This is a genomic window from Salimicrobium halophilum, assembly GCF_900100295.1.
In the GTDB taxonomy this organism is placed as follows: Bacteria; Bacillota; Bacilli; order Bacillales; family Halobacillaceae; genus Salimicrobium; species Salimicrobium halophilum.
The window spans coordinates 1-22,057 of the sequence record NZ_FNEV01000015.1; the positions used below are offsets into that span (position 1 = coordinate 1).

General features: G+C 44.4%; 33 protein-coding genes and 1 tRNA gene. All 34 read right to left on the minus strand.

The window, feature by feature from the left end; translation table 11 throughout:
• Positions 1 to 5 precede the first annotated feature (5 nt).
• Positions 6 to 77: transfer RNA gene (locus BLQ44_RS15285), tRNA-OTHER, on the minus strand.
• A 214-nt stretch (positions 78 to 291) separates the two neighbouring features.
• Complete coding sequence (locus BLQ44_RS15290) at positions 292 to 732, minus strand: hypothetical protein (RefSeq protein WP_093194765.1); 441 nt, start codon at positions 730 to 732, stop codon at positions 292 to 294.
• Between the two features lie 98 nt (positions 733 to 830).
• A complete protein-coding gene (locus BLQ44_RS15295; protein ID WP_093194766.1) occupies positions 831 to 1,571 on the minus strand; it encodes a peptidoglycan recognition protein family protein in 741 nt (246 codons plus the stop codon).
• The gene (locus BLQ44_RS15300; protein WP_093194767.1) at positions 1,571 to 2,029 is read right to left on the minus strand and encodes a phage holin family protein; all 459 of its coding nucleotides are present in this window, start codon (positions 2,027 to 2,029) and stop codon (positions 1,571 to 1,573) included. The genes BLQ44_RS15295 and BLQ44_RS15300 overlap by 1 nt, the downstream gene beginning before the upstream one ends.
• 212 nt (positions 2,030 to 2,241) lie before the next feature.
• A complete protein-coding gene (locus tag BLQ44_RS15305) occupies positions 2,242 to 2,421 on the minus strand; it encodes a hypothetical protein (protein WP_093194768.1) in 180 nt (59 codons plus the stop codon).
• A gap of 232 nt (positions 2,422 to 2,653) precedes the next feature.
• Complete coding sequence (locus tag BLQ44_RS16610) at positions 2,654 to 2,824, minus strand: hypothetical protein (protein ID WP_093194769.1); 171 nt, start codon at positions 2,822 to 2,824, stop codon at positions 2,654 to 2,656.
• A 219-nt stretch (positions 2,825 to 3,043) separates the two neighbouring features.
• Positions 3,044 to 3,400 (minus strand): hypothetical protein, encoded by a 357-nt coding sequence (locus tag BLQ44_RS15315; RefSeq protein ID WP_093194770.1) that lies wholly within the window; start codon positions 3,398 to 3,400, stop codon positions 3,044 to 3,046.
• Positions 3,401 to 3,411: 11 nt separating this feature from the next.
• Positions 3,412 to 4,479, minus strand: a complete 1,068-nt coding sequence (locus tag BLQ44_RS15320) for a ligand-binding sensor domain-containing protein (RefSeq protein WP_093194771.1) — start codon at positions 4,477 to 4,479, stop codon at positions 3,412 to 3,414.
• An 8-nt stretch (positions 4,480 to 4,487) separates the two neighbouring features.
• A complete protein-coding gene (locus tag BLQ44_RS15325; protein ID WP_093194772.1) occupies positions 4,488 to 5,117 on the minus strand; it encodes a hypothetical protein in 630 nt (209 codons plus the stop codon).
• 11 nt (positions 5,118 to 5,128) lie between these two features.
• Positions 5,129 to 5,656 carry a putative phage tail protein gene (locus tag BLQ44_RS15330; RefSeq protein WP_093194773.1) on the minus strand — a complete coding sequence of 176 codons (528 nt, stop codon included), beginning with the start codon at positions 5,654 to 5,656 and terminating at the stop codon, positions 5,129 to 5,131.
• A complete protein-coding gene (locus BLQ44_RS15335) occupies positions 5,649 to 6,704 on the minus strand; it encodes a baseplate J/gp47 family protein (protein ID WP_093194774.1) in 1,056 nt (351 codons plus the stop codon). The genes BLQ44_RS15330 and BLQ44_RS15335 overlap by 8 nt, the downstream gene beginning before the upstream one ends.
• Complete coding sequence (locus tag BLQ44_RS15340) at positions 6,704 to 7,144, minus strand: DUF2634 domain-containing protein (RefSeq protein WP_093194775.1); 441 nt, start codon at positions 7,142 to 7,144, stop codon at positions 6,704 to 6,706. Before BLQ44_RS15340 ends, BLQ44_RS15335 begins: the two co-directional genes overlap by 1 nt.
• Positions 7,144 to 7,398, minus strand: a complete 255-nt coding sequence (locus tag BLQ44_RS15345; RefSeq protein WP_093194776.1) for a DUF2577 family protein — start codon at positions 7,396 to 7,398, stop codon at positions 7,144 to 7,146. The genes BLQ44_RS15340 and BLQ44_RS15345 overlap by 1 nt, the downstream gene beginning before the upstream one ends.
• Positions 7,395 to 8,372 carry an XkdQ/YqbQ family protein gene (locus BLQ44_RS15350; protein ID WP_093194777.1) on the minus strand — a complete coding sequence of 326 codons (978 nt, stop codon included), beginning with the start codon at positions 8,370 to 8,372 and terminating at the stop codon, positions 7,395 to 7,397. Before BLQ44_RS15350 ends, BLQ44_RS15345 begins: the two co-directional genes overlap by 4 nt.
• Positions 8,373 to 8,376: 4 nt before the next feature.
• Positions 8,377 to 8,781 carry a hypothetical protein gene (locus BLQ44_RS15355; RefSeq protein ID WP_093194778.1) on the minus strand — a complete coding sequence of 135 codons (405 nt, stop codon included), beginning with the start codon at positions 8,779 to 8,781 and terminating at the stop codon, positions 8,377 to 8,379.
• 13 nt (positions 8,782 to 8,794) lie between these two features.
• Entirely contained in the window at positions 8,795 to 10,705 is a 1,911-nt protein-coding gene (locus BLQ44_RS15360; protein ID WP_093194779.1) for a phage tail tape measure protein, read from the minus strand.
• A 224-nt stretch (positions 10,706 to 10,929) separates the two neighbouring features.
• Positions 10,930 to 11,319 (minus strand): hypothetical protein, encoded by a 390-nt coding sequence (locus BLQ44_RS15365; RefSeq protein ID WP_093194780.1) that lies wholly within the window; start codon positions 11,317 to 11,319, stop codon positions 10,930 to 10,932.
• Positions 11,320 to 11,331: 12 nt separating this feature from the next.
• Positions 11,332 to 11,781, minus strand: a complete 450-nt coding sequence (locus tag BLQ44_RS15370; protein ID WP_093194781.1) for a phage tail tube protein — start codon at positions 11,779 to 11,781, stop codon at positions 11,332 to 11,334.
• 15 nt (positions 11,782 to 11,796) lie between these two features.
• Positions 11,797 to 12,858, minus strand: coding sequence for a phage tail sheath subtilisin-like domain-containing protein (locus BLQ44_RS15375; protein ID WP_093194782.1), 1,062 nt, complete (start codon positions 12,856 to 12,858; stop codon positions 11,797 to 11,799).
• A 4-nt stretch (positions 12,859 to 12,862) separates the two neighbouring features.
• Positions 12,863 to 13,360 (minus strand): phage tail terminator family protein, encoded by a 498-nt coding sequence (locus BLQ44_RS15380; protein WP_093194783.1) that lies wholly within the window; start codon positions 13,358 to 13,360, stop codon positions 12,863 to 12,865.
• Positions 13,357 to 13,734, minus strand: coding sequence for an HK97 gp10 family phage protein (locus BLQ44_RS15385; RefSeq protein WP_093194784.1), 378 nt, complete (start codon positions 13,732 to 13,734; stop codon positions 13,357 to 13,359). Before BLQ44_RS15385 ends, BLQ44_RS15380 begins: the two co-directional genes overlap by 4 nt.
• Positions 13,734 to 14,087, minus strand: a complete 354-nt coding sequence (locus BLQ44_RS15390) for a hypothetical protein (RefSeq protein WP_093194785.1) — start codon at positions 14,085 to 14,087, stop codon at positions 13,734 to 13,736. Before BLQ44_RS15390 ends, BLQ44_RS15385 begins: the two co-directional genes overlap by 1 nt.
• Positions 14,084 to 14,371 carry a phage head-tail connector protein gene (locus BLQ44_RS15395; protein WP_093194786.1) on the minus strand — a complete coding sequence of 96 codons (288 nt, stop codon included), beginning with the start codon at positions 14,369 to 14,371 and terminating at the stop codon, positions 14,084 to 14,086. The genes BLQ44_RS15390 and BLQ44_RS15395 overlap by 4 nt, the downstream gene beginning before the upstream one ends.
• Positions 14,371 to 14,541, minus strand: coding sequence for a hypothetical protein (locus BLQ44_RS16615; protein WP_176757542.1), 171 nt, complete (start codon positions 14,539 to 14,541; stop codon positions 14,371 to 14,373). Before BLQ44_RS16615 ends, BLQ44_RS15395 begins: the two co-directional genes overlap by 1 nt.
• Positions 14,542 to 14,556: 15 nt before the next feature.
• A complete protein-coding gene (locus tag BLQ44_RS15400; RefSeq protein ID WP_093194787.1) occupies positions 14,557 to 15,405 on the minus strand; it encodes a P22 coat protein - protein 5 domain protein in 849 nt (282 codons plus the stop codon).
• Between the two features lie 14 nt (positions 15,406 to 15,419).
• Positions 15,420 to 16,046: a DUF4355 domain-containing protein gene (locus BLQ44_RS15405; RefSeq protein ID WP_093194788.1), complete on the minus strand. Its 627-nt coding sequence runs from the start codon at positions 16,044 to 16,046 to the stop codon at positions 15,420 to 15,422.
• A 50-nt stretch (positions 16,047 to 16,096) separates the two neighbouring features.
• A complete protein-coding gene (locus BLQ44_RS15410; RefSeq protein ID WP_093194789.1) occupies positions 16,097 to 16,984 on the minus strand; it encodes a minor capsid protein in 888 nt (295 codons plus the stop codon).
• Positions 16,965 to 18,293 carry a phage portal protein gene (locus BLQ44_RS15415; protein WP_093194790.1) on the minus strand — a complete coding sequence of 443 codons (1,329 nt, stop codon included), beginning with the start codon at positions 18,291 to 18,293 and terminating at the stop codon, positions 16,965 to 16,967. Before BLQ44_RS15415 ends, BLQ44_RS15410 begins: the two co-directional genes overlap by 20 nt.
• Positions 18,294 to 18,297: 4 nt before the next feature.
• The gene (locus tag BLQ44_RS15420) at positions 18,298 to 20,010 is read right to left on the minus strand and encodes a hypothetical protein (RefSeq protein WP_093194791.1); all 1,713 of its coding nucleotides are present in this window, start codon (positions 20,008 to 20,010) and stop codon (positions 18,298 to 18,300) included.
• A gap of 99 nt (positions 20,011 to 20,109) precedes the next feature.
• A complete protein-coding gene (locus BLQ44_RS15425) occupies positions 20,110 to 20,298 on the minus strand; it encodes a hypothetical protein (RefSeq protein WP_407690379.1) in 189 nt (62 codons plus the stop codon).
• An 81-nt stretch (positions 20,299 to 20,379) separates the two neighbouring features.
• Positions 20,380 to 20,595, minus strand: coding sequence for a hypothetical protein (locus BLQ44_RS15430; RefSeq protein WP_093194793.1), 216 nt, complete (start codon positions 20,593 to 20,595; stop codon positions 20,380 to 20,382).
• Positions 20,588 to 20,752 (minus strand): hypothetical protein, encoded by a 165-nt coding sequence (locus tag BLQ44_RS16620; protein ID WP_176757543.1) that lies wholly within the window; start codon positions 20,750 to 20,752, stop codon positions 20,588 to 20,590. Before BLQ44_RS16620 ends, BLQ44_RS15430 begins: the two co-directional genes overlap by 8 nt.
• A gap of 305 nt (positions 20,753 to 21,057) precedes the next feature.
• The gene (locus BLQ44_RS15435) at positions 21,058 to 21,459 is read right to left on the minus strand and encodes a phBC6A51 family helix-turn-helix protein (protein WP_093194794.1); all 402 of its coding nucleotides are present in this window, start codon (positions 21,457 to 21,459) and stop codon (positions 21,058 to 21,060) included.
• A gap of 183 nt (positions 21,460 to 21,642) precedes the next feature.
• Positions 21,643 to 22,056, minus strand: a complete 414-nt coding sequence (locus tag BLQ44_RS15440) for a LuxR C-terminal-related transcriptional regulator (RefSeq protein ID WP_093194795.1) — start codon at positions 22,054 to 22,056, stop codon at positions 21,643 to 21,645.
• Position 22,057: the final 1 nt, after the last annotated feature.

The following is a 22,057-nucleotide window of genomic DNA, read 5'->3' on the forward strand; positions in this document are numbered from 1 at the left end:
AGCGTCCCAAGTAGGATTCGAACCTACGACCTACAGCTTAGAAGGCTGTTGGTGCCGTTCCACAAGTTATTTTATTGTATCACAAAATGCTTTCGCATCAACGTTTGTTGCTTTCAAATTTTATATTTTGTTTTGTGTTTTTCCGTTTTGGTACTGATTTTCACGAAAATGGTATCCTGTTGGTATCCTAGATACTACATTCTTATTCCAAGTTTCTACTATTATATGTGCATAATAAGATTAAATGAAAAAAGACAGCCTATCCATGTTACCGGACGGGCTGTCTTCTCTTTATGCTCTCCATTTGGAGATCTGTTGGTACATCTTCTTATCGCACTCCACATGAAGCACCATATCCTCATCTTCTTCGTGAGGCTGTAAGTACAGAAACGCGCTGGACGTGTCTTTCTTTCGACCGCCTACAGCAGCACCACCAATCGCACCGAGAGGTCCGAGAACAAGGCCCCCGCCAATAGCTCCGGCAGCTGCTTTCCCTCCACTACGTTCGGCGTCTTTCTCCCATACGATGTCTTTCAGATCCGCACGAATGTTATCGTTACCTGGAACAAAGATTTTCACCACCCCGTTCTCTTTCTCTTTGAACATGTTGGTCTTATCAAATCCTTGTGGAAACTTCGCATTCAACTTTTCACTACCGGCGATGATGTTCAGTTCGACTTTCGGTTTCATGTGATCTTTCGTACCTTCGACAAACCACTGTTTAAATCCCATCCGAATCATCCTCCTTATGGTATGTATACGTTTCATTATAATGGAAGTTTCAAAAAAAGGGAAATAACCCCTCTAATGTAAGAGGGGTAAGTGGTTACTTAGTCACTACCCTGGATAAGCTCACGATCCAGCCCTACATACAATAGACCGATTGCATCCGATTCGAGAAGCTCTCCCTTTTCAAGTTTCTCTCGATGAACAGAGCTGATGGATGGCTCTCCTTTTTGCTCCAGACGACGAAGGACACGAGCTGTACTGTTCTTGATTGCTTCATTACTCGGTTTATACATTTTCTGTTTCTCTCCCTTTTTAACTTTTTCAGCAGTACTGACACCTTTGACAGCTGTTGCGCGATTAATGACAGCTTCGTAATCAAATTCCGGACACGGCTTCCAGCTATACCCCGGGAACTCATCGTGGCCACGAGTGCGTTTATAATTCGGTAGGTCTTTCACGAGACACTTATGCAGGTCATAGAGCGATTGCTTCTGAGCGTCCGTAGGTTCGGTGTCTCGAAAGTCACCAACTAAGCAGATGCCTAACGCGAAGCTATTGCTGTTGCCTACGTGATACCCTATAACTCTTGGATGATGACACCACTGGATCGTGCCGTCTTTCTCTATGACGAAGTGATACGCTACTTCTGGCCACCCCTGTCCTTTTGGTTTAGGGTTTGTATGAAATCGAGCAAACGAAAAAGCATCACCCCCATCTGTAAGAGAATGATGTATCGCAATGTCTGTTTTTGCTGCTGTGCTATTTGTCGGGTTCCTTCCATCGTGTGGCAAGTCGGGTCTTACATTTTCAAGTTGAGGTAAAGATTCAAAGCTGAATGGCATTATTTACGCCCCTCTTTCTTTCCGTAGCTGTAATCGTCATCTTTAAAAGCCTCCACTGCTTTCTTGAGTGGTGCTGGTACTGGCATCCCCATCTTCCCGAGATTCTCCGTGATACTGATAAATTCATTCACCAGATAATATAAAATCGTCGCGGCCATCACGGACACTTGAAATTCACCAATAGCTAATGGCTCACCAATCTGATCAAGATAAACCTTATCGAAGATATGAGCCAGAGCCACTACACCGAAAATCATCACCTTTTTCGGTATCCCCCAGAACCCTACCTCGGCTCGGACATTATTGTTATGCCATGCCGCCATGAGTCCACTTACAAAATCGAAGCTGACAAAAAACAAAAGCGCTCCTAGTAGCACGCTCCATTCTCCGAATAAATAACTGATAAAAAACGATGCCCCCATCGTCCCTGCTTTCGCTGTATTCATCATTACATCCATCCTTTGCCCCCTAACTAAGCAATACCTTTTAATAGAAAAAGAGGAGCCGCAGCCCCTCTCCTGAATTATTTCTTTCCTTTTTTATTACCCTTGGCATACTTTCCTTTGTGACCATTACGCTGATTGGCTTGTTTGGTTTTGGACTGTCCCTGTTTACCGATAACTCTCACCTCCCGAACCATAATAAAAAGCACCTCCTGGGTGGAGATGCTTTAAACCTCTGTACTTTTTAATATTTTAATATGTTCCGACGGTACTCCTACTTCTGAACCTATCGCTTTTTTAGCCATTTGTTCGTCATACTCACCAAGTGTGATTTCTGTTATGCGACTACCCTTGTTAACTTCCGAAAAACTCTCCGTCACTGTGTACTTGATTTCAAAATCTTTCATAGTAAAACTCCTCCTTTGTATCCTATAGTAGTAATACGAATATAACAGAGGAGTTTTACGTTTTGTGGGAAATTTCTTTAAAAAATTTAACTTTCATCTACGACGCATAAGATTCCGTTAGTTTAAATTACCCACAAATACTGATATATCAGCATTTATAGAGGTTTATAGATAGGAGTGTAGAGTTATGCGTCACAAATATTAAAAGAAAAAAGCACCCATAATGAGTGCTTTAATCCTTCTTGTTTCTCCGGTACTCCTCGATCATCTTCTCTTCCTCAATGAACTCTTTCATTTTCACGTTCACCCAGGTTGAAACTTTGATACCTTTCTTTCCAGCGTACTTACAAAATTCATCGTACACGCCATCCTCTAAGGTAATATTGTGTCGACTGGTGCTCATGTAACCACCTCCAAAATAGCATGGTTACATTGTCCAATAATTACCTATAACTATCAATACACACTAATGTGTATTAAGACACATAAGATTCCTGATGTTTAACTACTAAAATACCCACGTTCCGTCAGTTCGGCATCTACGGCTTCTTTACGAGAAGTTGGTACGTTTTCATAAGGGAACAACCCTGCTTCGATCATGTCTGCATAAATACTCGCCATTCTAAGCACTTCCTTTCATTGCTTGTAGTTCCATATCTAATTCGATAAGAGACTGCTTCAACGATGTAATTTCTTCCTGAGAAAGCATGTCCTGTTCAATTAGTGCCATTTTCACATCTGAGTTTTCTCGTTCCAGTCTTTCGATTCGCTCCTTGTCCCTTAAAGGACGTTCGACATACTCATAAAAAAGACCGTCTTCTGATGTGTATTTAAGTACAGACTTTTTACCTTCTTTTTGTTCAGGATCAGGTATTGTGTCAACCTCTATTCCGTCAACTTTTTGGTCATCTTCAAGCATAGACGGCTGGTAGTGTATTCTCACTACTTCGTTTTTAGCATTTAAAAATACTATCGGCATATTTATCCCTCCTAGTATTGTTCTAGTAAGCCTACTTTTTGCGCTGTATAATAAGAACCTACTGCAATTTCATAGTTGTCGGAAATGTACAGACATTCAGTATCCGCATCAGACAATCCAACATTTCTCCATACGATGTTTAACTCTTCATCAAGTTTATCTATACCGTTATTGAATCCATTTACATACAAGTACAAAGACCCGCTTTCCATTTTACCTTCCATACCGTAAGGGTTTAGACTGCTCATATCTGTTGTTGATATAGTATTACCGTCAGTGTCCTTTTGGATTATGTCATCCGAGCTTATAAGGCAGTACGAATTACCATTCGCATCAGACGCTACGCCAAAAACACTACTACCAACTACTTCTTCCCAAGCAATCCCTCCATTGCCAGCGTTGATTTTAGTCAACCTACCGCCATTGTCCCCCAAAAATAGGAGGTCATTAATATCATCATAGTGCATTGAAGTGATCATATCGCTATGACTTAGATTCCTGAACCAAACGGAACTACTAAAATCTTCATTCCAGCGTTCAATCCGTGTAGAGCTTGACCTGAACGTCGCCACAAACACATCATTAGAAACGGGGTCTTGTATAATTTCGGTTACGTCGAGATAACTACTATCTGTATTTTCATTTACACTGGACCCACTCGTTGCATCAATTCTGAATGCACCGCTCTCGCCCCCTACGTAAAAATAATTGCTAGGGGCGCTTTTGTGTTCCGCCAATGAAGAAAAATCGTCTCCAGCAATCCCGTAAACGTCGTTACTTAACACTGACCAAACTAAGCTACCGTTAGGATCATATTTTTGAATGTAAGTACCGTAATCGGTAATAACATAAACATTGCTTAATCCATCGACAATCACATCTTCATGACCGCTGCGCATAGCATCTTCTTCCCAAACTCTCGTCACATATGATAAAACGTATTGCATAAACTCTTTCCAACTTCCGCTCACGATGCCTTTCGGCATAACGTCTTTTTTCCATGTACCATTGACGTTACTCCATGCACTTACAACTTTCCGCCATGTGCCACTAATATTTACCCATGTTTGCTTCGCCATTACATCACCTACTCATACTGGAAGTAGATGTCGCCATCACTTCCACCTGTAGGATCTGCGGTTCCAAACGTAATTTTTCTGTGAATATTGGCAGTGCCTGTATGATTATCAAATTCCGTTTTAGTGGCTTGTTGGTCATCAGTTACATTTCCGAGTCCGACCTGAGATTTCGTCACATTATGAGGGTTCGTTTCATCCGCCTGATGCGTCGTAACTTGATCTCTGGTTTGCTTTGCATAACTACCCTCAGCAACGGTTCCAGAGGTGGTGCCGAAGTTTTTATTAAAAGCAGTATTCTTTATAAAAGAAGGTTCAGCACCAATCTTCGCTGTCGTAATTCCATGAGGGTTAGATGCGTTTATATGAGCGTTCAAATCCTCCTGGTTCACTTCTCCGACTGGCTGATAAGCTGTCCCGTCATAATGACGGAGCACAGGATTCGTGCCACTCGTATCAAACCACAAAGGGTCTACGGTCGGATCGGCTGGTTCTGTATCACTAACTGGAATTTCCTTTTGTGCCTGAGCATCTATTTCATCCCAGTTCTCATTGAGCATCGTTTCTATATTAAATGTGTCTGCACCATCGGTGGCAGGGTCTTTTTTGTATAAACCGAATTTATTTGTATTTGTCGCCATTGTTATCCCTCCTATCCAAACGGAGCAAAGTTACTTAGGGTCTCCGTCTCCAAATCATTCAGTGTCATAGCTTCAATCTCATCCACGGTGTAGTACCGGAAGGTGAATTCCATACGCAAGTGAGCCGGCTTCGTATCTTCCAATGCCTGCTCTACGTCATTCATATTCGGTGGTCGTCCAATGAAAGAGTTGAACGTAATCTCGATGACTCCCGTAAAAGATACGTCACAGTCACCATTGGTATATGAGTCGGCCACGGCTTTTAAGAGATCAGCATCAACCTGTCCGGATCCACGTGATTTAGAGATAAGCACCGAACGTCGTTCACTGTCCGGTTTACTATCATCTACACTGATGCCGTATTCTTTCTCATATATTTCAAGCGCCCAGGTCGCTGTACTGAAATCCATCTGATCTCGCAAGTCCTGAACGCTTAATCGCAAGTCATCGATCACCAGCTGCTCACTATCAAATATTTCATTAATGATGCCACTCTTCCGTAGATGCGGAGGCAGCATCTCGATCATCGTTTTAGGCAATGGTCACACTTCCCATCACAGCAACTTCCTGTTCACCAACAGAAACATTACTGGTACCACCATTCACTGTAAGGTTCGTATAATCAGCCACGCTTTCACATCCGAGTATCAAAGCACCAATCTGTGCATAGCTGACATAGTCCTCTTGAAAGGCTACATCGTACAAGTGATCAGTGATAGCCTGAGTTACTTCCGTCTCTACATCAGACTGTGAGAAGCCGGTCGTGATTGTCACGGTAAATGAAACATCTATGGTAAGAGCCGTAGCACTCTCCACCGTAACGAAAGCTCCAATAGGAGCAGTGCCATCGCCTAAACCGGTAATACCGGGATCGATTTCTTCCTGTACATCGCTTACCAATTCCGGAGAGGCAGGTGTGCGATCACTGTCGATGATGACGACCTTTACCGTGTTATCTCCATTCCAGAGAGGGAACACGCGAACTTCACCAACACCGGGAACTTCTTTCGCCCAGTTAATATAATGATATCTATTCCCACTGGTCGAAGGGGTTCGGATTTTTTCATAATATCTATCTAATAAATCAGTGTCACTTTCCGCTGCAAATCCATCATACGTGGGAGACGGGTTCGTCACGGCATTGATACCATCCAAGGTCACAGGTATCTGCGTGATCTGATTCGCAGGTACATTTCCGATGGTCCCGGCTTCTACCGCTTTGATACTTACTGTTCCGGTCTCATCAATCGTGACGGTTTCTGTCGCTTCATATTGCACCCCTGCTTCGGTTTCAAAAGCATCTCCCTGATTGACGGTACCGTTTCCCTCTACCTGCAGTTCACCGATAGCGTGTGTAGCTGGACGGCGACTCAGACCAGTACGATCATTGATGCGCGTTTCCAGTTCATCGCCACTTAAATTTTCAATAGAGAGCTTGTTTGTTATAGCTTCTTGGTCTTTTTCGACAGCTGCGATTTTAATTGCAGGAGGTCTTGTTAAAGCATAAGGGAATGACCCCTCTACTTTTTCATAAGAATTATCAATGCCATCAAGCATCTCCTGGTGAATCTCATCTTCTCGTGCCATTATCCTTCCACCTCCATCGGCTCACTGCCATAGATTGTATTAAGCGTGAATGCGATCCGGAGCAAAGAACCGTCTCTCTCAAAGGAGAAGTTCGATATCGACTCGATGGCTGGATGGACCGTAAGTGTCTCCCGAATTTCCCGCTGCAGTTCAGTCTGCACGAATTCCCGGGAATATACATGCCCTCGGAGATCATCTGTCTGAACCCCGAAGGTTGAACCCTCATAAGCATCGTATCTATTCTTTTGCGTTCGAATGGCCATCTCCACCCACATTTTCACAGCTTCCTTGCCTTCTGCTTTCACAGGGGCTCCGTCACGCAGCACAAAATCACCCAGATCAAAATCAAAGAGATAAGAGTGGCCATGATCGGTCAACTCCTCTTCATATGCTTGAGTAGCCATTTCCACCTGTTCCAATTTCGTCACTTTCGGGAACATCACATCACCACCTTATCTGCTACATACACCCGCTTATAGTCCTGGGAAGGAAACAATACAACCATATCTCCTTTAACAAACGATCCGTTTAGTCGTTCTGGTATGACTAATTTCCTTTGTTCCAACAAAATATTTTCGTTCACCCTTATTTTGAGAGGGGAGGTTTGTACGACCTTTCCTGTGGTCCAGTCCGGAAGGTCCGGGTTTTCTCTATCTTTGAATAGGCTTGCGAATTCTTCCATTCCATTATTCATGATATCCTCTCCACATCAAGCTTCATCGTATGATGGCCGTTACTAACCGTATGACTAGCTTTTTTAATTAAAAAACGACCACTCATACCTGTGATCGGTTCTTCAATATCTAACAGACGACCGGCTCTCGCTTCATCGACACCCATCAATTCAAGCGACGTCTCTTCATGGATTTTTGCCAGTTCATTCAATTTGTTTTTCGCCATATTCCGAATCTGTGCCATCGACTGATCATCGTCTGCATCAATTGTCTCTTGGAGTAAACCATACTCATCAATCAACGACTGACTGCCAGTCGTAAATACAATGCTGTCATCCTTGACCACTTGAATACTGTTCTTCATTTCATCAATAGATCGTTTGCGCGAAGGATTGCTTATGGAATACTGTAGACCAACGCCTGTGATATTTGGTGCATGATCGAACCGCGCATTTACTATTACATCATCCTGCTTTTCAATATACAGCCGCCCCTGTCTCATCTCCATGACATAAGAAGTACCTTGATCTGCTTTCGCTTTTGCCAGGATATCCTTAAATATTTTAGCTGGAGTTTTCCCATTATAAATTTCATCAATTTTGGTAGGTATAGAAACGACACTACCAATTGGAACTCCGAAGTCTCGGCATATCTTACGAATAGCCTTATCACCATTCGTATTGAATTGATAAATGACTTTCGATTTATTCAGATAGAAGGCAGGATCGAAGCTAGAGTAGTTTATAGGATCTCTCCCTGTTTTATTTTCCGAAGTAACAACGGTTCGTAAAACTTCTGAGCCATCATTCTTTACAATAATCATGCCACCTACATCAACAGGATTGTCCGGAAAGAACGGCATGTCACTATAAGCAACATCAAAACTCAATTTTTGCCCTAAAGTTTTAATTTCTGATTGCCACGATAATGAACCAACAATCGGGGAAATGTCCCATAGATTCCCGTTTGAAAAGGTTGTATATACTTGATGCATACCATCACACCCTTATGAATGGGAAGTCGGTGAAGGTCATCGTATAGTAGATGTCCCCTGTTCCGTCCTGGGTCCCATATTCAAATGAATCAATAGCCACCGCCCAGTTAATCGGGGTGCCTGTGATTATGAGACGGAGTGGCAAGCGTCGCTTTTTCCATCTCTCGATGGTTTCGACATAATCCCACCCGAACATTTCATTGTTCTGGGAGAAGTAGTATTCTTTATTCGGAAAAAAGGAAGATAAGGAGAACGACTTCAAACCTTCCAGACCAATCAGTTTGATATCGCCCTGACGTATGGTAGTGAACGTGTCGTTATTTTGAGGATCGTTGATTTTGAATTCTGGAGGGAGTACAGGGATCTGCATGACTTCTTCTCTGTTATTGATAGATAGGTATATTTCCATAACTTCTCCCTCCTTATGCCATGTTTTCGAGCGTTTCTTTTAGTTCCGGCAGCACTTCATTAATAAATTCCATTGCTGTCTTCGCTCTTGTTTGAATGTTCAACGTGATGTAATTATGATTGATGCTTTGCTTCTTCGAGTTATCATTGTGAGATACGTTTCTCGTCGGAGCAGATCCACCACCAGAAGACTGGTTCCGTTGAGCATTCAATCCACCGCTACGATAGATATCAGCTTCTTTTTTCGGAAGGACTGTCTCTCCTTTGTGCAATTCTGCAACGTAACCATCAAATGGAACGGATCGTAGACCTTTCGCGTGAGAGCCATCAACTAGATTTTTGATAGCACCTGCACCTTTGCCAACCCATCCGGCCACCTTACTGACAGCACCTGGCAAGCTGAAATTCGATAGAGCAGAAGTGAAATCATCCCACTTCCCTTTCACTCGATCGATAAAGTCCATCAACGGAGAAAAGAAATTCGATACCGATTCACCTGCCGATTCCAGCGCGCTGCTGATCTTCGACTTCACGTTATCCCATATTTGTTTCGTCTTATCCCAAATATTGCCGAAAAACTTTTTGACGGAAGACCACAGTTGACCTGCTTTTTCTTTCACCGTATCCCAGTTTTTATAAAGAAGAATACCCGCACCAATGACCAAACCGATCAAGGTCACAATCAAACCGAGAGGGTTCATCCTCATAACCATGTTCCATGCTCTCGTTACTCCTGTGAGTGTTTTAGTAACTCCGATTTGAGTGAGCGTTGCCACTTTCCATGCACCGAAAGCAATGACAATTCCAGTCACCAATGGACCGATAACAGACCAGTTATTTACAATATAATTTTTCAGCTGCAGCACTTTTTCTACTACAAACATGATCCCGTCCCCAAGAGTAGGGAGCGCTTCATCCTTCAAAAATAATAGCGTCGGTTTTGCTTTTTCAAAAGCTGTCTTCAGACCATTGCCCAGCTGAACAACCGAGTCTTTCACCATCTGTATGGTCGGTTGATTCTGCTGTATGAATTGCTTCATGGATTGAAACACGGACCTTCCGACGTCACCGACTTTTTGAAAAGCCGTCCCGAGACCGGATAGCGCTGAATTCATAACCTGCTTTATGGTCGGCATGTGCTCATTGACCTTCGTAACAATTCCTTGTAGAGCTGGGAGGACACTGGCACCTATCGTCAGTGCCACGCCACCGAGGGATGACTTCAGCTGCATCCAGCTGTTCTTGAAGGCTTGCGCTTTCTTGATCTGACTTTCAGGAATGACGTTCGCATTCCCCTTCATATTTTTGAGCTCTTTGTTCGTCATGTTTAGCACAGGCGCTAACTCTTCACCAGTGGTTCCGAGCATGGCCGTAGCCATTGCATTACGTTTCGTGGTGTCTTCCATGCCTTGAAGAGCGCCAATCGTTTCATTGAACAATTGCTCCTGCGATTTCAGTTGCCCATTCGCACCTTTTACATTGATGCCAAGTTCCTTGAACATTTCAGCACCTTCCCCGGTGCCTTTTGCTGCATCCATGGCACGTTCAGAAAACATGGCAATATCGCCCGCTGCTGCTTCCATTGAGAAGCCGAATGATTTAGCCACGTGATCCCACTGTTGGAATCCTTTGGTACTCATGCCGGTCACCTGACTGAACTTATCAATTTCAGATAAAGCCGAAGATGCTTTCGTTACCAACCCTGTCATAGCCGCGGCACCTGCAGCCCCAGCTGCACCAAAACCAAGAGCCGCCTTTTTAGCCATATCCCCTGATTTTTTCATGGCTCCGCCGAGCTTTCCGGATTTCTTTGTAGCACCCTCCGCATCAGCTTTTGCCTGTCCGACACCACCACTGAATTCTTTCAGTTTAGAGGAGAACTTATCCTTAATCTCCAGTATCGCACCAAAACGTTCTTCTGCCATTTGTAGCCCTCCCTTCTCTACAAAAAAAGGAAGAGCTTATTTCGCTCCTCCTAATGATTGCATCATTTTATTCATTTGTTTTTGCTCATCATTTTGCTGTTCAAGTTCCAACTCCATCGAAGCTTGATAAAGAACTTTGTTTGCATAACTCATATTTAACAACTGATCGGGATCCATGCCTTTCTGCATGTAATGGTGCAAAAAGTGAAACTGCCCGTCAGTTTTTATGAGTTTTTTACCTCATCCACCAGTGACATCTTGTCGCCGCCTGCAATTTTCTGGGCTAACATACTCACTTCATACCACTCAAATATTTTGCTAACAATCTCATGTCCCTTGTTCTTACCAACGCCGTAGGTTTTCAAAAGTTCATCGTCTTTTAGACTCGGATCAACAAGACAATGATAGATGAGGTAGTGGTCTCCTTCGTAACCTTCACCCTGCTCACTCATTTGAGTGCCAGTGATGATCTGAGAACGGGTAGCTTTTTTCGTTTCTACATACCCATCAAGAGAAGGCACGTAAATCTTAAAGGTCTCTTTCTTTTTCTTTTCGATGTCATCTTTCTGTTTAATTAAATCCTGAACGGATACTTTTTTCTTTTCTTCACTCATTCAGCTGCCTCCTTAAACGGGATCGATTGTTTCTTGCACATCCACAAAGTCAGGATCGAATCCGAATCCGATCTCCTGGGTCATGTTCTCGTGAGCAATAGTGGTCAAAGGTAATTCATTAATCCATACACGTTCCATCGTCGATCTCTCTGCCTGGCCATCTGGCGTTTGCGGATCATCCAGAAGCGATGTCATAGTAGAAATAGGGTCTTCTCCGCGTTTCCATGCTTCCACAAAACGACGCATACCACGAGTGAACATTTTTTTGATGGTAAGCGTTCCTTCTCCCGTTGTCCCAGTAAGCTTTGTACCTGCCCCTGACTTCATGGCAAGGTTGACCGCCTCACGTTCAGCAGTAATCGTAGCCTCAAAAGCTTCTACTTCAAAGATAGGTTCGCCATCCCACCAGACCATGCCGTTTTTTCCATTAATCTGTTCGCCACCAGTATATTTTTGTCTCATGTTCTCACCCCTTTATTAAATAGCGATATCGAAATCGAGATCTTCCATCGCATCGGTCACACGTACAGAAGCTCGTCCAAACACATGAGTATCCGTGTTATACTCTCGAATCTCCTGATCCTTCATGTCTTCTACAGCAACGCCTTTACCTTGCAGGTAATTCTTCTGTGCCGAGAAGTTCAGTTCCGCACGGTTCTCTCCGTCTGGGTCAAGAATGCCTTCCCGCACGTTTTCACTGAAATATGCAGTGATTGCGGAGAAAAGTAGCATTTTGTTGTTGTAAACATTCAATACCTTACCAACGTACTCAGATTCAAATGTGTCACGGATATCGTCACGCATCTGATCCAGCTTATCGATAATGGTGATTTTCTTGAATTGCTCACCTTTTTCCTGAGTCGTGGAGGTAAGACTGTTTACTCCTCGTCCGACTTTCACGACTTCCCCATCGTCAATAAGGATGAATTCTCCGTTATCAATAGCCGTGTCTGGATCTGCCACTTCATCCACGCTATCCACTTCATTAAGTGCCAAGTACGTAGCGCTTCGAGTGAATGGCAAACCTGCCAAAATACCAGCGATACGAGCCGTGTATTCCTCCGTCGTGTACGTATTTCCTCCGACCACGATGTTCGATGCCGTGAAGTTAATCACGCCTTCATGATCAGCTACTTCATTCGCAAGGACAGCCTTGAACGTTTTGTGATTGTTGGTACGCTCTCCTGTAATAAAAGAAGCGACATCCGTTGTCGTCGTTGCGTACGGTGTCGCCAGGTAGTTCCACTTTTTATTTTTGATATGACCAATTGCTTCGACGGTAGTTTCCGGTTCCGTAGCACCAGTATCAATTGTCTGGATCATCACTTTACGAGGATTCCCCATAAACGTCTTTGAAATCAAATCGTAGTTGTCCGCAGACCAATCAGCCTCCGTTACTTCATCGATTCCACCATAACTTTTGAAGGTGTGTGTCGGGGCCGACTCTTCCAGAATCAACGCCACCACGCCTTTGGACGAGCGTTCAACCGCGGTTACACCTTTGGTCCGGAACTCTACAAAAATATCAGGTAGTCCCATGTCATCACTCCTCTTCCCATTCTAGCTCTCTCATGACTTTTACGTTTCCTTCCGTATAATCGAGAGCCGGATCTTCTTCGTAATAATGCGTATTGCCTTCGTCATCAAGGGCTTCTGCCATTTCGATGCCGTTGTGATACGTGAGTGGAATTGTAAAGACATATTCATCCTCTACGACTTCCCCTCGTGTTTCTGTAATGGCGATATGCTCACCGTTGACAGTGAGACCCTTGTGAAAGAGTCGCGTCAACGTATCACCCATCTCCCAGTTTTCTTGATTGGAATTCTTTTCACTCTCGCTATAATAATCGAGCTTCACCAGTACCGATGTCGCATAGAAATAGCGATTGCTGTGATCTGTATCAACCGGTACGAAATATAAAAAGAAGCTGGGTCGTTTGAAGTTATCCGGAACCTTCTCCCCGTAGAGAGTGATGCCTGGAATATTCTCGGCCAGCTTCTTAAATATCGCTTGTTTTACATTATTCATTGTCACTGTCATAGCTTCAAATCCTTCATGAGATAGTAGAAAAACTCTTCCATCTCACTTGCCATATTGTTGCGAATTCTTTCTAATGCAGACTCAAGCATATGAACTCCTGGCACTTTATATCCGCCGTTCACGTGCTTAAATCCTTTTTCGATCGCTTGAACGTATTCCTCCGGGTTTGATACTTCCACCTGACCATTCGCAGCATCTGACTTCGTCCATTTCCGTTTCAAATTACCACTCTTCACAGGAGTTCCCTGCTTCGTGTCAGCTAAAAGCTTGTACCCTAATCGATCCAGTTTTTTATCAATCTTTTCCGGAGCCTCTTTTTCAGCAATAGCCAGGACCTTTTTCTGTAGTCGATCAAAACCGAATGTTTCAGCCATTATGCTTCATCCTCTCTATACAGAGGCACTTCATGATGCGTTTCAAAAAAATACGGCTCCCCTGCTTCAAATGCCGCCGTTACTCCATTTTTATAAGTGACCGTCACATTATCCCCGGCTTTCAACATAAAGCCAGGAGGATGCAAAAGAACCGTATCATATTCAATTTCATTCGGGCCTTCCGTCCGTGTCGCGTTCTTACGTGTTGAACGCTGCATTGTGCACGGCATGTCAGGATATTTCGTAACTTCTTCCTGTTTCGTTTCATAACCATCCGTATACTCTTCCCAGCGCATCACTTTAGCTTTCATGTGATACGTCCGGGTGAGAGTCTCTTCATCGGAGAAGATCATACCACTCTCACCTGCCGGAAACGAGCAAGCTGGGGTTCATATTCTTCGAGATCAGCTGGTGAGACATTGTGCTCGAATGAGACACTCCCACGAGCCGTCACGCTGGTCGCATTCATCGACTCTTTTACGATGTAATCGACCACCACGTTTTCAAGCTCCGGAGGGAAGTCATCTCGATTGCACTCATTTTGAATGGCCGCTTTCACCAGTTTAATCTTTGCATTGATTTTCGCATCCTTCGAGTTATTAGTGATATCGAGGAGCGATTTGATATCTTCGAGCATCAGCTGTCACCCGCTTTGTTTTCGCTCTCTTTCTTCGTGGTCATTTTCGGGTAAGTCTTCACTTCTTTGAAGTCTTGATCTTTTTTCAATCGCTTGATTGTATCCGGATTATGAACCGTCCAGACCAACCCTGTCTTTTCATTCTTAAAAAACTTCGTTTCTTTCGCCATCAGTTATTCCTCCTTTTATCCTTTAGATACAGACAGAACCGCTAGTGCGCTAGGACGCAGCACTTTCGCACCGTACACTTGAAGCCCTTTAACAGCATCCGAGAAAGATTTCTCCGGACGGTATGCTTCAATAGAGCTGATTTGCATAGCGAAGGAAATCGCCATACGATGACCAGCCATTACTTTGTAGTTATCGAACGTCGTAGAACCATCGCCAGTGATCTGGATAGCGTTATTCGACGTGTAGATACGCATGCCGTTAATCGTTCCGGAATAGCCGTTTGCAAGTGTGTCCGGCTCTTTTGTGAAGCGTGGGTCTTTGTTGATAAGACCAAGGTAGAATTCAGGAATTACACACCAGCGTTGCCCTTTTGGCACGTTCGCCTCGGAAAGTTTCACGCCAAGATCTACAAGGTAGTCATAGGCATCATCTTTCGTAACAGAAATCGGAGATGCGTCACTACCGATGGTATTGTCAGCATCTACATCCGTGTAGAATCCAGCGATAAACTGATCCATCACATCTGTGAGACCATAGTTCGCTTCTTCCATACCCGCTTCCATGAGACTCGTGTTTGCCTGTGCAGCATCCACGTCTTCGACTTTGAAGTTGAAATATTTCGCCTGGTCGATGACGAGGTTTTGTTGCGTGCTATCCAATTCTTCCGGATCTCCGGTACCCGTAGACTTATCATAGTCTCCGATCGTTACGGATCCGATCTGGTTAACCTTCACGGTATCACCCTGGTTGCGGATTTCCCCTTCATAATCCGTGTTTACGATGGTACCGAATACCAAGTTTTTACGAAGCTTGTCTAGTAGTCGTGCACTCCAAATTGCTGGAATGAAATTTTGTACTGTCATTTACGCTCTCTCCCTTATCCTTCATTTTCAAGTACGGTTTGTACCTGATCCCAGTTTTCATTGATTTCTTCCGGAGACATCTTCTCGATCTGTTCCCGGGTGATTGTATTCCCTGCGTTATCTTTCGGAGGGGTATAGCTATTTTCATCCATGCGATTTTTCACCTGATCCTGAACGATTGCATTCAGTTTCTCTTGAAAGAAGTTTAAGTTTTCTACGGTGGAATCTTCGTCTTCTCCGAGGAAATAGTCCACCATATCCGTAGGAATCTGCTTTTCATTAGCAACATTGAGCGCTTTATTTCGGAGAGCTTCACGATTTTTCTCATTCTGCATGGCCTCCATTTGTTTACGCATCTTCTCAATTTCCATTTCCTGCGGAGACTTCTGAGGGTTCTTTTTATTCACTTCTTCTTCAATCAGAGAATCAAGGTTATTTGCTTTCCATGTCTCAAGAGCACGATTATGGTGCTTATCCTTCTCCCGATCCATCCATGCTTTTGCATCTTTGTCTTCCTTCACAAGTTGCTGGACCTTATCCAATGTAATCTCCTGCTCGTCAGCATTTGAATTGATAAACTCCTTCACTTGCTCATCCGTTAAATTCTGTTCCAACCAAGCTTTAATTTCTTCCCATTTCATTATTCATACCTCCTGTGCCCCTCTAACGCTTTCGCCCCAGAGACGCAAAATTAAGACGCAAGTCCTCTGGATTCTCTCCAGGTCCTTACGCTAGTGTAATCAATTTCTTTCTTCGCTTCGTTGTCGTATTTACGTGACGGTTCCCATCCTGCTACTACCGGGATATAGTCACTCCGACAAGAGACATGCGTGTCATCCGGGATCTCCGGTTTATCGCCACCCACCGGGTACCGATTACCATCTAAGCCCTGACAAATCTCACTCGTTTTATTGTCGAGGGTGGCATCAAACATTAATTCTTCTACCACATCCGATTGTTCATAAATTCGGTCTGCTGCTTGTCTTGTCACCCGAGCCACTTCGTTTTGAACCAGTCTGGTAGATTCGAAAGCACTGGTACCGAATTCTTTCTTTAATTCCCGAGCCAGTTTCGTCGGGTCTTTTCCGGTAAGCATATTTCTTTCCAGGATATCTCTGAGCCGCGCCGTCATTTTATCTTTGTTTTTCCAGACGCGATCCGAGAACATTTCTCCGGCAATCGGCGTATAGACGGCAGCTTCAATCATTTCGGGCCTAAGAAGTGAGAAGGAAACAATTTGCTCCATGCCCCGATCCAGTGTGTAAGCTGTGCGATAGTACATGTCCTCATACCGTTTCTTTAGAATATCGGTGGACTCCTCAACTTCAATCCTTCCTAATTTCTCTGCTTGTTCTGCTATCTGTTTCTCCATTTGCCGAAGCGTGTTGAACCGCTCCTGTTTTGTGAACGATAGCTTTCCCTCATCATCCGTATTATTCTCAACGATATTTGTAATCTCAGCCTGAATGATTTTTAGCGACTTTCGGTACGCTTCCAGTAACGGAGATAAGTCACGTCCAGCCATACGCTCCTGACGACGACGGAGACGTTTGATTTCATCACTCAGTGTCATCGTCATCACCAGCTGTCGCCTGTGGATTCAGACCAACGCTATCAAGATCAATCATGCCTGACCTTCGTTCTTCCACTTCCTTTTTGAAGCGTTCCACTTCGACTTTCGGGTTCTCTACAAATGGCAGCAAGGATAGCAACGTTTCCTGAGAAACCGTATTTTCCAGTTTCGATATCGTATCAGCCAGGAGATTGATATCCGCTGGAATGTTCATCGTGAATTTCAGCTGCACATCTTTATAGTCGTAGCTCTCACCTTCCCGGCGCTGGACAAAGCCAAAGTACGCTTTCAACCGTTCTTTCATCGTCTGCTCCAGCATCGATTGCATGAGCGTACATTTATTTTCCAAAGCGATCATACGACTTCGGAGCGCTGTTCCGGATAAGTTACTCTGTAGTTTTTCATTCGTATCGATGTGACTGGCCATCTTGTACATTTTCTCTTCCAAGTTAGCCAGCAGATTCTGAACGAACGTGTCATTGATTTCTTTCGTGAGATATTCAATCTTCACTTTGTCGTTATTGACTTTCAGGATCCCGGATTCTTTCATCCGTTCCGCATCTTCAGTCGTTATATCCGCACCGATAATTTTCAGGAACGCTTGACGGAAGTCGGAAACCTCATTCACCAAATCAGAAAGCACGTTATTGTACGCGTCATTCTCCCGCTTAATATCATCAAGCATCGACTGTCGCTCCGGGTTCGCTTCACAGATTCGCACCGGCGGTCGAGAGAAGTTGATTTCTCTTGCTCCAAGATAATCTCCGACTATTTTAGAATGCTTACTGATGCGGTAATGGTGAATTTCGTTTTCAAAGTACACGTCCAGGAGATGATGATCCGAAAACATATCTTCCGGATATTCATGCAGCGCCAGTTTGACCTGACCTTCGGCATCTCCACTTTCCACCACGAAAGCATTCAAGGGATTGAGCACCGTCGCCCGGAATTCCCCGTCTTCCGTGGTGTACCAGAGTTCATATGCTTCTCCGTAAATATTGGTCTGCTTCATGAGATTCTGATCATGAACCTTCTCCCAGTGAGCGAAGTTGCGTTCCAGTTTATCTACGACTCCTGCATCCCCGGACCGAGATATATAGTTCACTGGATGGCCGAGGGAATACGCAATCTCATCATTGATAAACTTCCGGAAGAAGTTCACGACGATCCGCATGTTCGACCTGGACTTCGCCATCTTATAATCACGAAGAATGTCATGCTCCCCTTCGTAGTACTCTTTATATTTTTTCTTACGTTGCTGCTGTTTTCGATACTCCTGCAAACATTTCTCCAGTAAGTCTCTCGTCAATTCCACCTAATCACCTCCCGAACAATACCGCGCTGTCCATAAATTCGACCTGCGGCACGTCTTCAATTTCATCGATCAGTCTGTCGAATTCCGCTGTCACGTCCGGCGCATCATCATGCAGGGAGTACCCTTCTCCCTCGTAACTCATCACCTGTTCACGGAAATCCTCGTCTTCTTCCGCAAAAATAATAGAGCCGTTATCCACTTTCGCGGATATGGCTCTAATCTTCGCTTCTTTATTCTTATTTTGACGTTCATTTATGATCTGAATACGACGAGCACTCAAGGAGGCGTCCGCTTCGATGCGCTTCTCAATCTCCCGGACGTCTGCCCCGTTATACGTGTTCTTCTCCACCCAGATATGCGTGATGTCTTCGTATTTCTCGAGTAGCTTGATCACGTTATCGATGTATTCATCGAAGGGAACCTTCACCAGTCGCCCCTCCCGGCACCACCGGAAGTTGTTGCTGGTAAGACCGCCTACCAACAGAGCTGTGCTGTCGTTATGGGCTGCCGTTTCGACGGCCGGGTCACAGAGAAGCATCGTTTTCTCAAAATGTTGCTGTTCGATGACCTCTCTCGGCTTACGAGTCATATGGTGGAATGCTTTTTCTCCGATCTTCGAAGCATCGTTCTGCATTTCCTGCTTGAAACTGATCGGATCCTCGTAATAATCGAGCGCCAGCTCCAGACAATCGAACTTATCCGGCCAGAGAACGTCATACTGCATATCTTCTTCATGCTGATAGTAGTATTCATACGCATTCTCTTCGGCGTGGGGATCGGACGCATTAAAGTAGATCCGTTTGAACTCTTTCCAGTGACCACTATTAAACAGCTCGTCCACATCGTCCTCAATCACCCGTTCTTTCATCACCTTGTACGCTTTGTTGTTCGAGATTCGGCTGACAAAACAGTCGCGGTGCAGAATCGTTCCGAGCACAATGAACTTCGTGGCCATCTTAATTTTCTTCCCGTCCCGAAAGACCGCTTTATCTCCGGCATACTTTGCGTCCTGCTGCCACGTATTATATTTACTGTCCCGCGCTTCCTGCGTAATCACATCTCTTTTCCCCTGGTAGTCATCGGCAATGATGATGGAAGGTCGGTGACCATTGTATTTTTTCCCACGGAGAGAGGATGTACTGGAGATCGCCTGTACTTTCGTATGGTTCGTGAGCTCCAGCTCCAATTTATTGACGATGCCTTTGTTCGTATCAATCAGCTGCCCAAAGGCGTAACGGATATATGGATTCTCTTCAAGCGCATGGCGCGTCTCTTTCACAAACTCCACCGCATCCTGTTCCGTTTTACCAGCGACGAGCGTGTAGTGACTGATTGCGTAACAATGCGCCCATACCGACAGCGCCATATCTCCGGCCGTCGTTTTACCAATCCCACGCGGTACCACAAACGCTTGTGCATCGTGGGAGTCATGGATCATCAGGTCTTCCATCTCGCCCCACATGTCATAGTGGACTGGTGCCAGGTCTCTTGCCTCGTTATCCTCCTTCGGAACAAAGATGTCCTGGAGAAAGTAAAGACAGAAGAATTCCATCGATCGTTTCCCCAAGGCGTGTGCCAGTCCACCCGGTCCGAACATATTCCGGCGGTGTTTCTGCATGAGCTCTTTCGCTTTGTCGGAGCCGTAGGATTTTGCAAGGTAGGTATATAAGGTTTTTCGATTTTCTTTGGTATTGATTTCTACGGTGCTTTGACTCATGCTTTCACCTGCCTTTCAGAATGTCACAGATAGACTGTGTGAGCGTTTTATGGTTTTGTGGTAGTTAGGTGTATGTTTGCAGGAAATTGCTTGTGTAGCTTATTCAACAGCCTCATATGTTTTCTCGAAGATATCAGGTTTGCAAGGATAGAATTCGCCGTTCACACCTTTGATTACATAATCCCCAACATCAGCACGCATTGTACCTTCCAGTGTTTCAATCCTAAGATACGGGCTGTCCGGATCGTTGTAGTTTACGGCTATATCATCGCCGACCCATTCCGAAATCTCATGGATAGTATCTGTATTGTCCTGGAACTGAATCGCCTCAATCGCAACCGGCTTCTTTCTGTATTTATTGACCACTCTTCATTCCTCCTCTGTCACACATGCTTTTGCATATTCAAGCATCCCTAACACATGCAGCTGATCATTCGCCGACCAACCGGCCACCACGGTACCGTCTTCAAGCATAGCCACACAGACAAGTTTCTCGACACCTTCCTGATTCGTTATATCCTCAATCAGTTCATCTGGTGTCAACTTCCCCAGTCGTTTGAATCGGTGCTTTTCCAACTCATTCATAGTCTTCAATCAGTCCCAACGTATTGAGAAACTCATAATAGTAATCCACCACTTTCAGGATATCCTCCCCTTTGACGACAATCCCCTCTTCGATCAGGCGTTCCTGGATGTATGCGGTGAGCTCTTCGTCTTTTACTTCAATCGGTTCTTCGTTCATTTGATTACCTCCGACCCTCAAAATTTTGTGCAAAGTTTTATACGTCCCCAAACCATATAGGAGCTATTCTGAATTAGAACCACCCCCGCCCAATCCTGCATAAAACCAACCAATCCCATTCACTCAGTCATTTCCAGTAACCAACCAACCGCCTTGATACATCAACGTTTATCGCCTGCATATTTCGTATAAAATCATGAAGTATTTGAACAGCCGATGAACGTTGATATAACAGGCTTTCAAATCAGCTCATAGTTTACATAATGTAGCTTTTCGGAAGTAGTTTGTGTATGAAACCTGTATGCTTATTCATTGCTTTCGTACTCTTGGAACTCCTGATCCAGTACGTCAGCTTCAACGTTCTTCTCATCATTCAAGGACGCGTCAAGGTCCAGCTTCGTCGTCGGCTTCCCTAGTGATCTATCCACCAGATACTTGAGTACATCAGCCTGGACACGCCTGTTGCTGTTATCCTGCGCTATCTCGTACAGCTTACCAACAGCGAAGTCTAACTTAGCATCTATCTTCTTCTCAGCTAAACCCCTCTCTTTCTGTAAGCGTGAGTTAACTTCGCTAACAAACTCATCGTCATCTAGCCATTTATAAAGGGTAGGGCGACTGATGCCTACTCTCTTTGCAATGTCGCTTCTGTTCAACTGTCCCTCGGCTACATACTCAATCGCTCTCATTTGTCGCTCGTCTAACACATCAACCACCCCTCTCTTTTACAAATTAACAAGCAATAGACAACTGAAAAGAGCCCCGGCATGGCGTCCGGAGCCCCTCAAGAGGAATATATTTACGTAAGTCTTATCACTTCTATGATATACATCATGGGCTAGTACCTGCAACAAATGGGAAATGTGTGCAAAGTGGGAGATTCTGCACGCTCACTCTACCAGTTTCGCTACAATGTTCCCCCGGATCGTGTTGATGTGTCGTCGGGAAAGTCCCATGTGATTGCTAATAGCACTGATACTCATTCCATCCAGCAGACAATCCAGTACAACCTTTTCTCTTTCTTGGTCAATTCGTTCAATGCGTTCTTGAATAAACTCCACTTTATCTACCATTTGCTTCTTTCGTTTCCACTTCTTATCCCTTCGAGCCACTTCATTGCCGATGGCATCTTTCGCTATATCCCCCTGTGGTTTCGGCATGGTTGCTTCTATCCCGTATTGGGCGACTCCTGCGAACTCCGTCTGATTCAATAGCTTATCGATACGCTGAATCTCTTTAATCATCCAGTGATAGTCGGATAGGATTTGATAGACTTGATTCTCGGTGATGGTCATGGTGTTCATC

What these genes read in the sequence shown, in the direction of transcription:
- BLQ44_RS15290 (WP_093194765.1), bottom strand. Translation starts at nt 732, where the DNA reads ATGGGATTTAAACAGTGGTTTGTCGAAGGTACGAAAGATCACATGAAA.
- BLQ44_RS15295 (WP_093194766.1), bottom strand. Translation starts at nt 1,571, where the DNA reads ATGCCATTCAGCTTTGAATCTTTACCTCAACTTGAAAATGTAAGACCC.
- BLQ44_RS15300 (WP_093194767.1), bottom strand. Translation starts at nt 2,029, where the DNA reads ATGGATGTAATGATGAATACAGCGAAAGCAGGGACGATGGGGGCATCG.
- BLQ44_RS15305 (WP_093194768.1), bottom strand. Translation starts at nt 2,421, where the DNA reads ATGAAAGATTTTGAAATCAAGTACACAGTGACGGAGAGTTTTTCGGAA.
- BLQ44_RS16610 (WP_093194769.1), bottom strand. Translation starts at nt 2,824, where the DNA reads ATGAGCACCAGTCGACACAATATTACCTTAGAGGATGGCGTGTACGAT.
- BLQ44_RS15315 (WP_093194770.1), bottom strand. Translation starts at nt 3,400, where the DNA reads ATGCCGATAGTATTTTTAAATGCTAAAAACGAAGTAGTGAGAATACAC.
- BLQ44_RS15320 (WP_093194771.1), bottom strand. Translation starts at nt 4,479, where the DNA reads ATGGCGAAGCAAACATGGGTAAATATTAGTGGCACATGGCGGAAAGTT.
- BLQ44_RS15325 (WP_093194772.1), bottom strand. Translation starts at nt 5,117, where the DNA reads ATGGCGACAAATACAAATAAATTCGGTTTATACAAAAAAGACCCTGCC.
- BLQ44_RS15335 (WP_093194774.1), bottom strand. Translation starts at nt 6,704, where the DNA reads ATGGCACGAGAAGATGAGATTCACCAGGAGATGCTTGATGGCATTGAT.
- BLQ44_RS15340 (WP_093194775.1), bottom strand. Translation starts at nt 7,144, where the DNA reads ATGTTCCCGAAAGTGACGAAATTGGAACAGGTGGAAATGGCTACTCAA.
- BLQ44_RS15345 (WP_093194776.1), bottom strand. Translation starts at nt 7,398, where the DNA reads ATGAATAATGGAATGGAAGAATTCGCAAGCCTATTCAAAGATAGAGAA.
- BLQ44_RS15350 (WP_093194777.1), bottom strand. Translation starts at nt 8,372, where the DNA reads ATGCATCAAGTATATACAACCTTTTCAAACGGGAATCTATGGGACATT.
- BLQ44_RS15355 (WP_093194778.1), bottom strand. Translation starts at nt 8,781, where the DNA reads ATGGAAATATACCTATCTATCAATAACAGAGAAGAAGTCATGCAGATC.
- BLQ44_RS15360 (WP_093194779.1), bottom strand. Translation starts at nt 10,705, where the DNA reads ATGGCAGAAGAACGTTTTGGTGCGATACTGGAGATTAAGGATAAGTTC.
- BLQ44_RS15365 (WP_093194780.1), bottom strand. Translation starts at nt 11,319, where the DNA reads ATGAGTGAAGAAAAGAAAAAAGTATCCGTTCAGGATTTAATTAAACAG.
- BLQ44_RS15370 (WP_093194781.1), bottom strand. Translation starts at nt 11,781, where the DNA reads ATGAGACAAAAATATACTGGTGGCGAACAGATTAATGGAAAAAACGGC.
- BLQ44_RS15375 (WP_093194782.1), bottom strand. Translation starts at nt 12,858, where the DNA reads ATGGGACTACCTGATATTTTTGTAGAGTTCCGGACCAAAGGTGTAACC.
- BLQ44_RS15380 (WP_093194783.1), bottom strand. Translation starts at nt 13,360, where the DNA reads ATGACAGTGACAATGAATAATGTAAAACAAGCGATATTTAAGAAGCTG.
- BLQ44_RS15385 (WP_093194784.1), bottom strand. Translation starts at nt 13,734, where the DNA reads ATGGCTGAAACATTCGGTTTTGATCGACTACAGAAAAAGGTCCTGGCT.
- BLQ44_RS15390 (WP_093194785.1), bottom strand. Translation starts at nt 14,087, where the DNA reads ATGATCTTCTCCGATGAAGAGACTCTCACCCGGACGTATCACATGAAA.
- BLQ44_RS15395 (WP_093194786.1), bottom strand. Translation starts at nt 14,371, where the DNA reads ATGCTCGAAGATATCAAATCGCTCCTCGATATCACTAATAACTCGAAG.
- BLQ44_RS16615 (WP_176757542.1), bottom strand. Translation starts at nt 14,541, where the DNA reads ATGGCGAAAGAAACGAAGTTTTTTAAGAATGAAAAGACAGGGTTGGTC.
- BLQ44_RS15400 (WP_093194787.1), bottom strand. Translation starts at nt 15,405, where the DNA reads ATGACAGTACAAAATTTCATTCCAGCAATTTGGAGTGCACGACTACTA.
- BLQ44_RS15405 (WP_093194788.1), bottom strand. Translation starts at nt 16,046, where the DNA reads ATGAAATGGGAAGAAATTAAAGCTTGGTTGGAACAGAATTTAACGGAT.
- BLQ44_RS15410 (WP_093194789.1), bottom strand. Translation starts at nt 16,984, where the DNA reads ATGACGATGACACTGAGTGATGAAATCAAACGTCTCCGTCGTCGTCAG.
- BLQ44_RS15420 (WP_093194791.1), bottom strand. Translation starts at nt 20,010, where the DNA reads ATGAGTCAAAGCACCGTAGAAATCAATACCAAAGAAAATCGAAAAACC.
- BLQ44_RS15430 (WP_093194793.1), bottom strand. Translation starts at nt 20,595, where the DNA reads ATGAATGAGTTGGAAAAGCACCGATTCAAACGACTGGGGAAGTTGACA.
- BLQ44_RS16620 (WP_176757543.1), bottom strand. Translation starts at nt 20,752, where the DNA reads ATGAACGAAGAACCGATTGAAGTAAAAGACGAAGAGCTCACCGCATAC.
- BLQ44_RS15440 (WP_093194795.1), bottom strand. Translation starts at nt 22,056, where the DNA reads ATGAACACCATGACCATCACCGAGAATCAAGTCTATCAAATCCTATCC.